This window comes from Tabrizicola caldifontis (assembly GCF_004762095.1).
GTDB lineage: Bacteria > Pseudomonadota > Alphaproteobacteria > Rhodobacterales > Rhodobacteraceae > Tabrizicola > Tabrizicola caldifontis.
In genome coordinates, this window is the sequence record NZ_SIJH01000001.1 from 118,016 (window position 1) to 130,121 (window position 12,106).

Annotated in this window: 13 protein-coding genes and 1 tRNA gene; 7 read left to right on the forward strand and 7 right to left on the reverse strand. The window is 64.8% G+C overall.

The features are described from left to right. Nucleotides 1-89: 89 nt before the first annotated feature. On the reverse strand, nucleotides 90-1,514 hold the full coding sequence (locus EYB42_RS00570; protein ID WP_240783903.1) for an aminotransferase-like domain-containing protein: 1,425 nt from the start codon (nucleotides 1,512-1,514) through the stop codon (nucleotides 90-92). A gap of 70 nt (nucleotides 1,515-1,584) precedes the next feature. On the opposite strand from EYB42_RS00570, the gene EYB42_RS00575 reads away from it, so the two are divergent. Continuing rightward, the gene (locus tag EYB42_RS00575; RefSeq protein WP_135447059.1) at nucleotides 1,585-1,788 is read left to right on the forward strand and encodes a DUF1127 domain-containing protein; all 204 of its coding nucleotides are present in this window, start codon (nucleotides 1,585-1,587) and stop codon (nucleotides 1,786-1,788) included. A gap of 184 nt (nucleotides 1,789-1,972) precedes the next feature. Further along, on the forward strand, nucleotides 1,973-2,947 hold the full coding sequence (locus EYB42_RS00580) for a glycosyltransferase (protein WP_135447062.1): 975 nt from the start codon (nucleotides 1,973-1,975) through the stop codon (nucleotides 2,945-2,947). A 231-nt stretch (nucleotides 2,948-3,178) separates the two neighbouring features. Here the strand turns inward: EYB42_RS00580 and rpsI are convergent, their stop codons facing one another. From rpsI to EYB42_RS00600, 4 genes are all read right to left on the reverse strand, one after another. Continuing rightward, entirely contained in the window at nucleotides 3,179-3,661 is a 483-nt protein-coding gene (rpsI, locus tag EYB42_RS00585) for a 30S ribosomal protein S9 (protein WP_135447064.1), read from the reverse strand. Nucleotides 3,662-3,663: 2 nt separating this feature from the next. Continuing rightward, nucleotides 3,664-4,128, reverse strand: coding sequence for a 50S ribosomal protein L13 (rplM, locus tag EYB42_RS00590; RefSeq protein ID WP_135447066.1), 465 nt, complete (start codon nucleotides 4,126-4,128; stop codon nucleotides 3,664-3,666). A 275-nt stretch (nucleotides 4,129-4,403) separates the two neighbouring features. Next, a complete protein-coding gene (locus EYB42_RS00595; RefSeq protein ID WP_167850885.1) occupies nucleotides 4,404-5,177 on the reverse strand; it encodes an SseB family protein in 774 nt (257 codons plus the stop codon). Nucleotides 5,178-5,181: 4 nt separating this feature from the next. Next, complete coding sequence (locus EYB42_RS00600) at nucleotides 5,182-5,766, reverse strand: uracil-DNA glycosylase family protein (RefSeq protein WP_135447070.1); 585 nt, start codon at nucleotides 5,764-5,766, stop codon at nucleotides 5,182-5,184. A 98-nt stretch (nucleotides 5,767-5,864) separates the two neighbouring features. Here EYB42_RS00600 and EYB42_RS00605 point away from each other — a divergent pair, with 98 nt between their 5' ends. From EYB42_RS00605 to kdsA, 4 genes are all read left to right on the forward strand, one after another. Next, entirely contained in the window at nucleotides 5,865-7,091 is a 1,227-nt protein-coding gene (locus tag EYB42_RS00605; protein ID WP_135447072.1) for a Na+/H+ antiporter NhaA, read from the forward strand. A 133-nt stretch (nucleotides 7,092-7,224) separates the two neighbouring features. Further along, on the forward strand, nucleotides 7,225-7,878 hold the full coding sequence (locus EYB42_RS00610) for an ABC transporter ATP-binding protein (RefSeq protein WP_135447074.1): 654 nt from the start codon (nucleotides 7,225-7,227) through the stop codon (nucleotides 7,876-7,878). Then, nucleotides 7,862-9,499 carry a capsule biosynthesis protein gene (locus tag EYB42_RS00615; protein ID WP_135447076.1) on the forward strand — a complete coding sequence of 546 codons (1,638 nt, stop codon included), beginning with the start codon at nucleotides 7,862-7,864 and terminating at the stop codon, nucleotides 9,497-9,499. Before EYB42_RS00610 ends, EYB42_RS00615 begins: the two co-directional genes overlap by 17 nt. 16 nt (nucleotides 9,500-9,515) lie before the next feature. Beyond that, nucleotides 9,516-10,346 (forward strand): 3-deoxy-8-phosphooctulonate synthase, encoded by an 831-nt coding sequence (kdsA, locus tag EYB42_RS00620; protein WP_135447078.1) that lies wholly within the window; start codon nucleotides 9,516-9,518, stop codon nucleotides 10,344-10,346. Nucleotides 10,347-10,349: 3 nt separating this feature from the next. Here the strand turns inward: kdsA and EYB42_RS00625 are convergent, their stop codons facing one another. Then, a complete protein-coding gene (locus tag EYB42_RS00625; RefSeq protein ID WP_135447080.1) occupies nucleotides 10,350-10,676 on the reverse strand; it encodes a DMT family transporter in 327 nt (108 codons plus the stop codon). 66 nt (nucleotides 10,677-10,742) lie between these two features. Further along, nucleotides 10,743-11,918 carry a BaiN/RdsA family NAD(P)/FAD-dependent oxidoreductase gene (locus EYB42_RS00630; protein ID WP_135447082.1) on the reverse strand — a complete coding sequence of 392 codons (1,176 nt, stop codon included), beginning with the start codon at nucleotides 11,916-11,918 and terminating at the stop codon, nucleotides 10,743-10,745. A 112-nt stretch (nucleotides 11,919-12,030) separates the two neighbouring features. Here EYB42_RS00630 and EYB42_RS00635 point away from each other — a divergent pair. Then, a tRNA-Gln gene (locus EYB42_RS00635) sits at nucleotides 12,031-12,105 on the forward strand. Nucleotide 12,106: the final 1 nt, after the last annotated feature.

The window sequence follows — 12,106 nt, forward strand, 5'->3', positions numbered from 1 at the left end:
TCTGTCAGGCAGGCCAATCCGGTCAATTGCCCCGCCGAATCACAGCGGCGTGAGCGAGTCATTCCTGCAACAGGTCGGAAATTCCGGTCTCAGACGGTCAGATCTGCGGGGGGCCGCGCCAGCAATTCGGCCAGCGTGGTTACGGCTGCGACAAAATCATGCCTTGGCAGGTTCGCGGCGATGGCGATGCGGATCGCATTCGGTGCGCGCGCGTGGACCAGCGCATATTCGTCGGCCGAACGCAGCAGCACTCCGCGTGCTTCGGCCATGCGCACGAAGGTCGAAGCACGCCAACCCTGTGGCATGCGCAGCCAGACAAAGGGCACACCCGGCTGCCAGCACAGGTCATATCCGCCCAGAAGGTTCAGCAGAATCTGTTGGCGGGCGGCGAATTCGGCCTGAACCTTCGACTTGATGTCCGCAGCCGCCCCACTGCGGAACAGATGCAGCATCAAGTCGGCCACCGGCCGAGACAGGGCAAAGAAGCCGTATTGCGCCGTCAGCCGACCGGCCTCGCCCATGCCGGACGGACAGATCACATAGCCGAAGCGCAATGCGGCCGAGATGGTCTTGGATACAGACCCCACCAGCCACACCCTTTCCGGGGCCAGCGCACGCAACGAGGGGATATCACTTTCGGCAACCGAATAGCAGTCATCCTCAAGCACCTGAAGATCGTAACTTCTGGCAATATCGGCAATTTCCTGCCTCCGCCTCACCGGCATCCGTCCGGTCGTGGGGTTCTGCGCCTCGGTCGTCAGACACAGCACCTGGGCACCATGCCGACGGCAGGCAGCCTCGAGCGCGGCAGGCACCATGCCGTGTTCGTCTATCTCGACAGCCACCACTTCGGCCCGCGCCGCGCGGGCCGCGTAGCGGAAACCGGGATAGGCCAGCTCCTCGATCAGCACCACCGGACGCTCGCCGCGGAGGCAGCAGTCGAAGATCAGCGAGATCGCATTCTGCCCGCCATGGGTCAGCGCCACGTCATCCGGCCCGATCGGCCCCAGGATGCGGTCGCCCATCCAGGCCACGATCTCTGCCCGCAAGGCGGCCTCGCCCCGCTGGCTGGTGTAGTCCAGCCAGCCCTGCCCCGTCGCTTCCGCCATCTCCAGAAGGGCAGCGCGGAACGCCTCGGCCTGGCCCACCTCGGGTACCAGCGGCGGACGCAGGTCCACAAGCCCGGTCGCCCCGCCGGTTACCCGTTCGGTATACAAAGGCTGTGTAGGCCCAAGGCGTGGCGATTGTGCCGCAACAAAAGTGCCGCGGCCCACCGTTGCGGCAGCCAGACCTTCCTGGGTTGCCAACTGATAGGCCCGGGCAACGGTGCCTGGGGTAAGATGCAGCCGCCAGGCCAGATCGCGCACCGTAGGCAATTGGGAATCCGGGGGAAGTTCACCGCTGCGGATCGCCTCGCGCAAGGCCCGCGAGAGGGCAAGATACTTTGGTCCGGGAAATTGACTCAGATTCGGCACCCAATTTGTATCTGGCACAATAATCCTCTGGCGACTCATTGAAAACCCTTGCTACAGTGTTCCTACAGAAATGTTCCAATTGTATCAATACAAATCACAGGAGGCTGCGATGTACCGCAGCGACATCAGAACCCTTCCCTTTGCCGGCCGGTCCGGCCTGGTCAGCCGTTTGGTCCGTACTCTTTCCGAAGCAATCATCCGGCAGCGCGAACGCCAGTCCCTCGGACATCTTGATGCGCATCTGCTGCGCGACATCGGACTTTCGCCCGAACAGGCGCGAATCGAGGCGGCCAAGCCGTTCTGGCGAGCCTGAAGTCCCCACTCTTCCTACCCCTGACTGGGCCGGGCTTTCCCGGCCTTTTTTTTCTGCCAAGTGCCGCGATGCAAGGCCACGTTGCAGGCAGAGGTCTTTGACGGCGCGGCTATGGCCTTGTTCCGCATCCCGCACTGATCTATCGTTTTTTCGCAAGCTGTTCGCAGCCCGAGGATGAACTGTGGTGCAGAATTCCGGGTCGGAGGTCTGTGTCATCATTGCCGCATTCAATGCCGCAAGCACGATCGGCTCTGCGGTTGCTTCAGCCCTGGCAGAGCCGGAAGTATCTGAGGTCGTGGTCGTGGACGATGCGTCCACAGATGACAGCGATCAGGCCGCCATGGCTGCAGATGACGGGTCACGACGGCTGAAGGTCGTCCGACAGTCACGGAACGCCGGGCCTTCGGCCGCCCGCAACCTTGGAATCGCCATCAGCCGGGCCCCACGGATCGCGATACTGGATTCAGATGACCTGATCCTGCCAGGTCGCTTTGCCGCCCTTGCCGCTGCGCCCGTGGCAGAGCTTGTTGCCGACAACATCCTGTTCGTCGACCCAGATCGCGCCCCGTGGCCCCCAATTGTCCCGGTCACCATGCCGGCAGACTTTACCGATCTTTCGCTGGCGACATTCGTGCAGGGTAACATCGCCCACCGGAAACGTCCTCGCGGCGAGCTGGGATTTCTGAAGCCCGTCCTGTCGCGGGCGTTCCTCGACGGACAAGGGCTGCGCTACGATGAGTCCATCCGACTGGGTGAAGACTACGATCTCTATGTCCGCATGATGATGCGCGGAGCACGGTTCCTTGCGACCCGACGCATCGGCTATGCGGCACAGGTGCGGGCGGCATCGCTGAGCGGGCAGCACCGGACAAGAGATCTTCTGGAACTCTACCGTGCATCCCGGCGACATCTGGATGCGATCGACCCTTCCGACCCGGCGTTTGCGATGATCCGGCGACATGCCCGACAAGTGCGCGGAAAATTCCTGTATCGCGACTTTCTGGACCGGAAGTCGGAGAACGGCTTGCTGGCCGCTGCAGCCTTTGCCCTTTGGCCGCCGGGGCGGGTATGGACAATCGGATCCCGGGTGGCACAGGACAAGCTTCACCTTGTCAGGCCACTTCCCGCGCAGCCGCAATACACCTTGTTCCAGGGGTGATGCGCGCGCCTGGCGGCCAGAATTCGGTCATTGTCCCACCCTGCCTGCACCACAGCGCCGTCGCGACAGTGACGCCTTCGATGCAGCGCGAACGCATGGCGGCGTCTGCCGCCTGTGACGAAGGGCTCGGCCATCGGCAGAAACCGCCCGCACCTCTGCTGCGAAGCAACAAGAAACGGCCGCGGAAATCCGCGGCCGCTGGCATCGTGTATCCGGCCTGAACGAACCGGATCAGCGCTTCGAGAACTGGAACGACCGGCGGGCCTTCGGCTTGCCGTACTTCTTCCGTTCGACCACGCGGCTGTCGCGGGTCAGGAAGCCAGCCGCCTTCAGCGCCGGGCGCAGCGAGGGTTCGTAAAGCTGCAGCGCCTTCGAGATGCCGTGCTTCACGGCGCCGGCCTGGCCCGACAGCCCGCCGCCAGCCACGGTGGCATACACGTCGAACTGGCCTTCGACATTGGCCACCTGGAACGGCTGCTTCAGGATCATCTGCAGCACCGGGCGGGCAAAATAGGTCGCCATGTCCTTGCCGTTGACCACAACCTTGCCCGAACCCGGCTTGACCCAGACGCGGGCAACCGCATCCTTGCGCTTGCCGGTGGCATAGGACCGGCCGAGCTTGTCGCGGACAGGCTGGCGCGGCGCGGCCTCGACGGCGGCGGGTGCCGAACCCACGGCCGATTTCAGGTCGTCGAGAGATTTGATGTCGGCCATGATCACGCGCTCCGGGTGTTCTTCGGGTTCATGGACTTGACGTCCAGAACTGTCGGCTGCTGCGCCTCGTGCGGGTGCGACGGGCCGGCATAGACGCGCAGATTTGTCATCTGCTGACGGCCAAGGCGATTGCGGGTGATCATGCGCTCGACCGCCTTGATCACCACGCGCTCGGGGTGGGCGCCTTCCAGCACCTGGCGCGCGGTCCGCTGCTTGATGCCGCCCGGATGGCCGGTGTGCCAGTAATAGACCTTGTCGTTGCGCTTGTTGCCGGTCATCTGCACCTTGTCGGCGTTGATGACGATCACGTTGTCACCCATGTCCATGTGGGGGGTGAAGGTCGGCTTGTTCTTGCCGCGCAGGATGTTGGCGACGATCGTGGCGAGGCGGCCCAGAACGACGCCCTCGGCGTCGATCAGGATCCACTTCTTCTCGATGTCCGCCGGAGTAGCGGTGAAGGTTTTCATCGTGGTTCCCAACGAATAGGGGGCACGACTGCCCCGGAATCTCGGATGCCGGCTTATCGCCGAAGCTCTACTCTGCGTCAAGCGCCTGGTGGAAGATTTAATTCAGTATAATCAATGCCTTGAATTTAGGGTAATATAATACCCCAAAATAGCCTTCCTCTCCGCCCAAATATCCTCCGGGGGCGTGGGGGTAGAAAACCACCACATCCCGAGCCGGTTGGCCGGAACGGCCAGAGGCGAGACGCAAGGCCTGCGGCGGCAGCCGCTCCTTTCGATTACCGCAGTTTCGGCGGGCGCGACGGGTCAAGTCCGGGCGCGGGCGGCGCTTCGGCACGTTCCGGTGCGGGAAGGTCGAAGCGCAGGCCCACCCGTGCCATCGCCAGGGCGACGGGGTCTGATGCCGGCAGGAAGGTCACATCCAGTTCGCCCGCCTCGATTCCGGAAAAGACCAGCGCTTCGCGGATCGCGCGCGCCAATGCCTCCTCTGCTCCGGGCACCGCATCGAGCAGCGCCAGAAGATGCCCCCACCGACCGTCACGGTAGCGCACCCCGGCCAGCACTGCGGCCACCGCAAGACCGCCAGCTCGGGCAAGCTTGGCGTCCAGGCCCGCCAGCACAGATTCGGGCACCGATGGGGGCAGGAATTCCTCCGGCACCGCCTCGGCTTCTTCCGGTCCGCCATCCAGTGCCTCAGCCAGCCAATCCATTGCCTCGGGCGGCAGCAGCATCGAGGACGGCGCAACACCCAGGTTCACCCCCAGCCCGATCCCCTGCCCTTTCAGCAGGCCTGCGACCACCCGCCCCGGCAGCGCGGCATAGGGCGCGATGCCGCCGGTAAAGGCGGCAAGCCGTTCCTCGCGATCGAAAGCCAGCACTACCGGTCCCGCCTCCAGCTCGAAGACCTTGGGTTCAAGGCTTTCGCCGACTGCCTCGCGCTCCAGCAGGATCACCAGTTCGCCATCAGCCAGCCGCTCGAAAAAGCGCAGACGCAGCGCCTCGTTTTCCGGATCGGCCGAGACGGCGGCATGGGCCGCATCGAGCAGGGTCACGATCTCACTCATCCATCAGCCTCCGCACCTGGGCACGCAATTCGGGAACCAGGTCAGCCTCGAACCAGGGATTGCGCCTGAGCCACCCGGTATTCCGCCACGAGGGATGCGGCAAGGGGAAGACGCCCCTTTCCGCCCAGGCGCGCCACTGTGCCACGGCCGCCGTCACCTTCTGCAGTCCAAGGTGCCAACGGATTGCCGCACCGCCAACCAGCAGCGTCAGCGACACCGTTCCAAGCGCCGCGATGGTCCGTGCACGCCAGGTCGCCGCACAGATCGGCGGAGGCGGAAGGTCGGCCCCTTTCGCGTCATAGCCGGGAAAGCAGAAGGCCATGGGCACGATCGCCACGCGCGACAAGTCATAGAATTCGTCTTCCGCCAGCCCCGTCCAATCGCGCAGCCGGTCACCCGAGCGGTCGGTGAACGGGCGTCCGCTGGCGTGTACGCGCGAACCCGGCGCCTGACCGGCGATCAACAGGCGCGCACCGGTGCGAAACCACACCACTGGCCGCGGCTGGTGCGCCGTTGCCGTGGCTGCGAACCGGCCCGAACACAGCCTGCAATCACGGATGTCCTCGACAAGCCCCATCCCGGACACCTGCCCCCTCTCGCGGCAGGACGCAAGCCCAGACAGCCATTGCAGCGCCCGGTGATCCGCGCTCAGATAGCGCAAAACCGGCCAGAGCCATGTATCGCGTATCGCCTTTTGTCACCCGCTTCGCCCGTGCCCTTCTGGGGGGTGCCATATTGGCCACGGTGTGGGTCAACCTGTCGCCGGCCAGTTATTACGATGCGATCGAATTCCGGCTTGCCGACATTGCGCTGCCGGCCTGGCTCCGGCCGCTGCCCCTTGCCCTGACCCCGATGTCCGTTGTCTCTGACGGGCTGATGGCGATGTTCTTTTTCTTCATTGGAAAGGAGCTGTGGGAGGCGCTGGCCCTTCCGCGCGGGGCGTTGCACGGCAGACAGGCAATCCTGCCGCTCGGCCTGTCTCTCGGCGGGATGTTCGGCGCTGGCGGCGTCTGGATGCTGGCCGCCACCCTGTTCGAGACGGCCGAAAAGGCGAGCCTCGGCAGCGGCTGGCAGGTGCCGCTGGGGTCGGATGTGGTCATCTGCTTTCTGGTCGGACGCAGCCTGTTCGGGCCAGGCCATCCGGCCCTGCATCTTCTTCTGGTGCTGACGATCGCCACCGACATTCTTGCGCTGCTTGTCCTGGGGCTGACCCGGCCCCTTGCGGCACTGCAACCGATCTGGCTGGGCCTGCCGCTCGGCGCTGCGCTGTGCATCTGGGCGACACTGGGCCGGACGCCGCTGGCCGCATCTTTCGAACGGGCACTGCGGGCCCGGCAGGTTCTGTGGCCCTATGTGCTGGCGGGGCTGGTTTCGTGGCTGGGGGTCGCAGCCTCTGGCCTGCCGCCTGCGCTGGGGCTTCTGCCGATTGTCCCTGCCATTGCCCATGCCAACCACAGCTTCGGGCTGCTTGCGGAAGTCGAAGAGCTGCTGCACGACCCGCTGAACCGGCTGGCCCATGCCCTTGTCCGGCCGCTGACCGTGGTGCTGTTCCTGTTCGGCCTGACACGCGGCGGGGTCGATCTTGCGGCCTTCACGCCGACGACATTGGTAACCCTAGCGGGGCTCTGGCTCGGTCGTCCGTTGGGAATGCTGATCGTTGGCCTTGGTCTTGCTGCCGCCCTTGGGCTGCGGCTGCCCGCTGGCGTCAGCCTGCGCGACATCATGGCCATTGCAGTGATCATGACGATGGGTTTCACCGTGCCGCTGGTGGCAATTGAAACCGCCCTGCCGGGCGGCGTGATGCAGGAGGCAGCCCGCCTTGGCCTGGCCATCAGCCTGCTGGCGGGGCCGGTGGCCCTTGTGCTTGCAGGGGCGCAGCGCAAGGCAGGAAAATCTCCGTGATGGCAGGACGACACGCGGCGATGCCAGGCCCAGGCCCTTTTACCGCCACAAACGGAATGTTAACGCTAGGCTCGTAGACCGGCCGGGGGACCGCACCGGCACCGGGGCAGAAGAACGGAACTCAGAGGCAGGAATGATCGAGTTTCAGGATGTCTCGAAATCGTTCTGGACGGGCAAGCAGCGCAAGGTCATCCTCGACCGCGCCTCGTTCCGGGTGAACCTTGGCAGATCCCTCGGCATTCTTGCCGAGAACGGGGCCGGCAAGACCACGATCATCAACATGATGGCGGGCCTCGAAAAACCTGACGAAGGGATCATCCGCAAGACGTCGCGCGTGTCCTTTCCGCTGGGCTTCATGGGCGGGGTGAACGCCAGGCATTCGGCAAGGGAAAACAGTCGCCACATCGCACGCATTTACGGGCTGGACCCCGACTATGTGGAAAGCTTCTGCCGCTGGGTCTGCGGCCTTGGCGAATATTTCGACATGCCGCTTGCGACCTATTCCTCTGGGATGCGGTCACGCTTTTCCTTTGCGCTTCTCCTTTCGATCGAATTCGACATCTATCTCATCGACGAAGGCATGCCCGCAACTTCGGATGCCGAATTCAACCGAAAGGCGGGAAACATCCTGAAGGAACGCTTGCAGAAGGCCACGGTCGTCATCGTGTCGCATTCACCGCAGACGCTTCAGAAGTTCTGCCGATCTGCCGCCGTCCTGAAGAATGGCAGACTCTACCAGTTCGAGACCCTCGAGGAAGCGAAACGGCTCTATGACTACGAGGCCTAAGGCAGCACGGTTCTACCTGCGTCGCATGGAACGGCCGGCCCCGGCGCCGGCGTCGGACCTGCCGTTCGACAACCACGAGGACGGGTTCGGAACCCAGGACTTCCGGCGCCCCGAAACGGCGGCTAGCGGCGCGGACACGCCCGCTTTGCCGAAGGCCGAGGATCCTGATGACGCCGCCATCGCTGCCATCGCGGCCGAAGGGCTGACCGGACGGCAGCTGCGCCGCGCCCGCATGGTCGCACAGCAGCACGGCATCCCCCACCGTTCGGACCTTGATGCCGTCCTGCAACTGCGCAGGGCCGGGATCGAACCTTTCTCTCGCTCATCGATGCTGGAGGTGGTCCCGCGGTCTGCCCCGGCCCCGGAAACTGGGCGCAGCCTTGCCCGCCTGCCCGGCGACGAGGTTCAACTGCCCGATCGCGCCCAGCCGATTTCGGCGCCATCGCCCGAACAGCGGGCCCAGGTCAACCAGGCAGCAGAAATCCTGCGGATGCAGCAGGACATCGCACGCCGCCGCAGGCGCAGGCTCGCGCTGCTGGCGGCACGGATGGCGGTGTTCGTCCTGTTGCCCGCCTTCCTGGCCGGCTGGTATTTCTACATGATCGCCACGCCCATGTATGCCACACGGGCAGAGTTCCAGATTCAGCAGGCCGGACCGGCCGGCGGCGCCTCGGGCGCGCTAGGCGGGCTGTTCTCGGGTACGGCGCTTGCAACCTCGCAGGATTCAATCGCCGTTCAGGGCTATCTGCAATCGCGCGAGGCCATGGCGCGGCTAGAGGCGGATGTCGGCTTTCGCGCGCATTTCCAATCGGAAAACATCGACCCGCTGCAAAGGCTTGGCCCCGACGCGACGATGGAAGAGGCCTACAAGGTCTATAAGCGTTTCGTGAAGATTTCCTACGACCCGACGGAAGGCATCGTCCGGATGGAGGTCATGGCGGCAGACCCTAAGGTGGCCACCGCCTGGGCCGAGCAGCTGGTTGCCTACGCCGAGGAACAGGTGGACCATCTGACCCAGCGGCTGCGGGCCGACCAGATGCGCGATGCCCAGATCGGCTATGATGAGGCGCAGGCAAATCTGGCGGCATCGCAACGCCGGCTGATCGAGCTGCAGGAGAAGTACAAGGTTCTTTCTTCCGAAACCGAAGTCGGGCTTCTGACCTCGCAGATTGCGTCGCTCGAGGGCCAGCTGACACAGGATCGCCTGTCGCTGGCTCAGATGCAGGCGAACGAGAACCCCAATCAGGCCAGGATGGAGCCCTTGATCCGCAGGATCGCCACCCTCGAGAACGAAATTGCCGCCCTGCGGGCCCGCATGACCGAGGGTGGTGAAAATGCGACCAGCCTGGCCGAAGTGCAGGGGGAGCTGCTTGTCGCACAGGCCGATCTTCAGACGCGCCAGATGATCCTGGCGCAGTCCCTGCAATCGATGGAGACTGCCCGGATCGAGGCGAACCGGCAGGTGCGATACCTGTCTATGTCCGTACGGCCGATCCCGACGGATGCGCCAGCCTATCCCCGCGCCTTCGAGAACACTCTGGTCAGCCTCTTGATCATGCTTGGCATCTATCTGATGGTCTCGATGACCATAGCGATCCTGCGCGAACAGGTCTCTGCCTAGGGAAGTGAAACCTGAAATGAATGATGTGACGATCGGCGGGCTGACCGTCGGCAACGACCGGCCGCTTCTCGTGATTGCCGGCCCGTGCCAGCTGGAAAGCCTGGACCATGCCCAGATGATCGCGGGCCGCATGGCCGAGGCCTGCGCTGCCGCCGGGGCGCAGTATGTGTTCAAGGCCAGTTACGACAAGGCAAACCGCACCTCTCTGTCGGGACGCCGGGGTCTGGGGATCGAGGCGGGGCTGAAAGTTCTGGCCGCGGTCCGCGCAATGGGGCTTCCTGTGCTTACCGACGTTCACGACGCTGGCCAGGCGCGCGAGGCGGCCGCGGTGGTGGATGTGATCCAGATTCCCGCCTTCCTCTGCCGGCAGACCGATCTGCTTCTGGCTGCGGGGGAAACGGGTGCCGTGGTGAACATCAAGAAGGGCCAGTTCCTTGCGCCCTGGGACATGGCCAATGTCGCGGCCAAGGTTTCCAGCACCGGAAACGAGCGTATTCTTCTGACCGAACGCGGCGTCAGCTTCGGCTACAACACGCTGGTGGCCGACATGCGCAGCCTGCCGATCATGGCACGGACGGGATATCCGGTGATCATGGACGCCACCCATTCGGTGCAACAGCCGGGCGGCCAGGGCTCCAGCTCGGGTGGCCAGCGCGAGTTCGCCCCCGTCATGGCGCGGGCTGCCGTCAGCCTTGGCATTGCCGGGGTCTTCATCGAAACGCACGAAGACCCGGACCGGGCGCCCTCGGACGGGCCGAACATGATTCCGCTGCGGGACATGCCGGCGCTGGTGGCCAGCCTGATGCAGTTCGACCGGCTGGCCAAGGCCGATCCGCTGCGGGTCTGAAGATCACTTTCCGGGGCTGGACAGCAGTTTCAGCCCCACGATCCCGGCCAGAATCAGGACGAAACACAGCATCCGCAGCAGGCTGCGGTCCTCGCCCAGGGCGATCATGCCGTAGGCCGCAGTGCCCACCGCACCGATCCCGACCCAGACCGCGTAGGCGGTGCCGATCGGGATCGTCCGTGTGGCCAGCGACAGCAGATACATGCTGGCCGCGATGAAGAATATGGCAAACAGGCTTGGCCCCAGCCGGGTGAACCCGTCGGTTTTCGGCATGGCCGCGGCATAGAAGATCTCGGCCGTGCCGGCCAGCAGAAGGTAGATCCAGCCCATGTGCGTTGACCCCGTTGCTCCGCCTGAATTGCATGGCGCAATCGCAGCTTGCAGGCAAGCGCCGGCTCAGACCGCCTGCCCGGCCGCCCAGCCCGACGACCAGGCCCACTGGAAATTGTAGCCGCCCAGCCAGCCGGTCACATCCACCACCTCACCCACGAAATACAGGCCGGGAACGCCCGCGGCCTGCATTGTACGCCCGTCCAGGGCGCGGGTATCGACCCCGCCAAGGGTGACTTCGGCAGTCCTGTAGCCCTCGGATCCCACGGGGACCAGGCGCCAGTCGCGCAGAAGCGCGGCGACACGATCCAGGGTCGCCGATGACAGCGCCCCCACCGGCAAGGTCACGCCGGTGGCCTCTTCCAGATGCCTGGCCAGACGTTCGGGCAGCCAATGGCCCAGAACCGTGCGCAGCGCCGCCCTGCCCTGCGTCTGCCGGGCCGCACGCAGATCCGCCGCCACATCGCGCCCCGGAAGCAGGTCAAGGTGGATTGGCTCGCCTTCGCGCCAGTAGCTGGATATCTGGAGAATCGCCGGCCCGGACAGGCCGCGATGCGTGAACAGAAGCGCTTCGTCAAAGCCGATCTTTTCGCAGGACACCCTCCCCGGCAGCGAGACCCCCGCCAGCGGGCGCATCCACGTCAGTTCCTGTTCGGCGAAGGTCAGCGGAACCAGTCCGGGCCGGGTTTCCACTACTGGCAGTCCGAAGCTTTCGGCCACCCGGTAGCCAAAGCCGGTCGCCCCCATTTTCGGAATCGATTTGCCCCCGGTCGCCACCACCACCGCCCGGGCCAGCTGCATGCCACGCGCGGTTTCAACCGCGAATCCCGCCGCCTCGCGCCGAACCTCGCCCAGGGCACAGCCAAGCCACAGCGTCACACCGGCCCGTTCCATGTCGCGCACGAGCATGTCCACGACCTGGGTGGCCGAACCGTTGCAGAACAGCTGGCCCAGCGACTTTTCGTGCCAGGCGATTCCGGCCGCATCAATCCGGGCGATGAAATCCCATTGCGTGAACCGCTTCAGCGCCGAAAGCGCAAAGCGCGGGTTCTGCGACAGGAATCGCTCGGGCGCGATGTGAAGGTTCGTGAAATTGCACCGCCCCCCGCCCGAGATGCGGATTTTCTCACCGGGCGCGCTGGCGTGGTCGATCACAAGCACCCGGCGCCCGCGGCGCCCGGCCTCGATGGCGGCCATCATGCCGGCTGCCCCGGCACCAAGGATCACTGCATCCCAGATCATCCCGCGCACCTAGCCCGTAAGGACCTGCGCGACAAGTCGCGCGAAGGCGACGAAATTTCGCCGAAGGCCCCTTGCACGCCCCCGGACGCTTCGCTAAACACCGCCGCACGGTTGGGGCGTCGCCAAGTGGTAAGGCAGCGGTTTTTGGTACCGCCATACCTAGGTTCGAATCCTAGCGCCCCAGCCAA

What these genes read in the sequence shown, in the direction of transcription:
- EYB42_RS00570 (WP_240783903.1), bottom strand. Translation starts at nt 1,514, where the DNA reads ATGAGTCGCCAGAGGATTATTGTGCCAGATACAAATTGGGTGCCGAAT.
- EYB42_RS00575 (WP_135447059.1), top strand. Translation starts at nt 1,585, where the DNA reads ATGTACCGCAGCGACATCAGAACCCTTCCCTTTGCCGGCCGGTCCGGC.
- rpsI (WP_135447064.1), bottom strand. Translation starts at nt 3,661, where the DNA reads ATGGCCGACATCAAATCTCTCGACGACCTGAAATCGGCCGTGGGTTCG.
- rplM (WP_135447066.1), bottom strand. Translation starts at nt 4,128, where the DNA reads ATGAAAACCTTCACCGCTACTCCGGCGGACATCGAGAAGAAGTGGATC.
- EYB42_RS00600 (WP_135447070.1), bottom strand. Translation starts at nt 5,766, where the DNA reads ATGGGGCTTGTCGAGGACATCCGTGATTGCAGGCTGTGTTCGGGCCGG.
- EYB42_RS00605 (WP_135447072.1), top strand. Translation starts at nt 5,865, where the DNA reads ATGTATCGCGTATCGCCTTTTGTCACCCGCTTCGCCCGTGCCCTTCTG.
- EYB42_RS00610 (WP_135447074.1), top strand. Translation starts at nt 7,225, where the DNA reads ATGATCGAGTTTCAGGATGTCTCGAAATCGTTCTGGACGGGCAAGCAG.
- EYB42_RS00615 (WP_135447076.1), top strand. Translation starts at nt 7,862, where the DNA reads ATGACTACGAGGCCTAAGGCAGCACGGTTCTACCTGCGTCGCATGGAA.
- kdsA (WP_135447078.1), top strand. Translation starts at nt 9,516, where the DNA reads ATGAATGATGTGACGATCGGCGGGCTGACCGTCGGCAACGACCGGCCG.
- EYB42_RS00625 (WP_135447080.1), bottom strand. Translation starts at nt 10,676, where the DNA reads ATGGGCTGGATCTACCTTCTGCTGGCCGGCACGGCCGAGATCTTCTAT.
- EYB42_RS00630 (WP_135447082.1), bottom strand. Translation starts at nt 11,918, where the DNA reads ATGATCTGGGATGCAGTGATCCTTGGTGCCGGGGCAGCCGGCATGATG.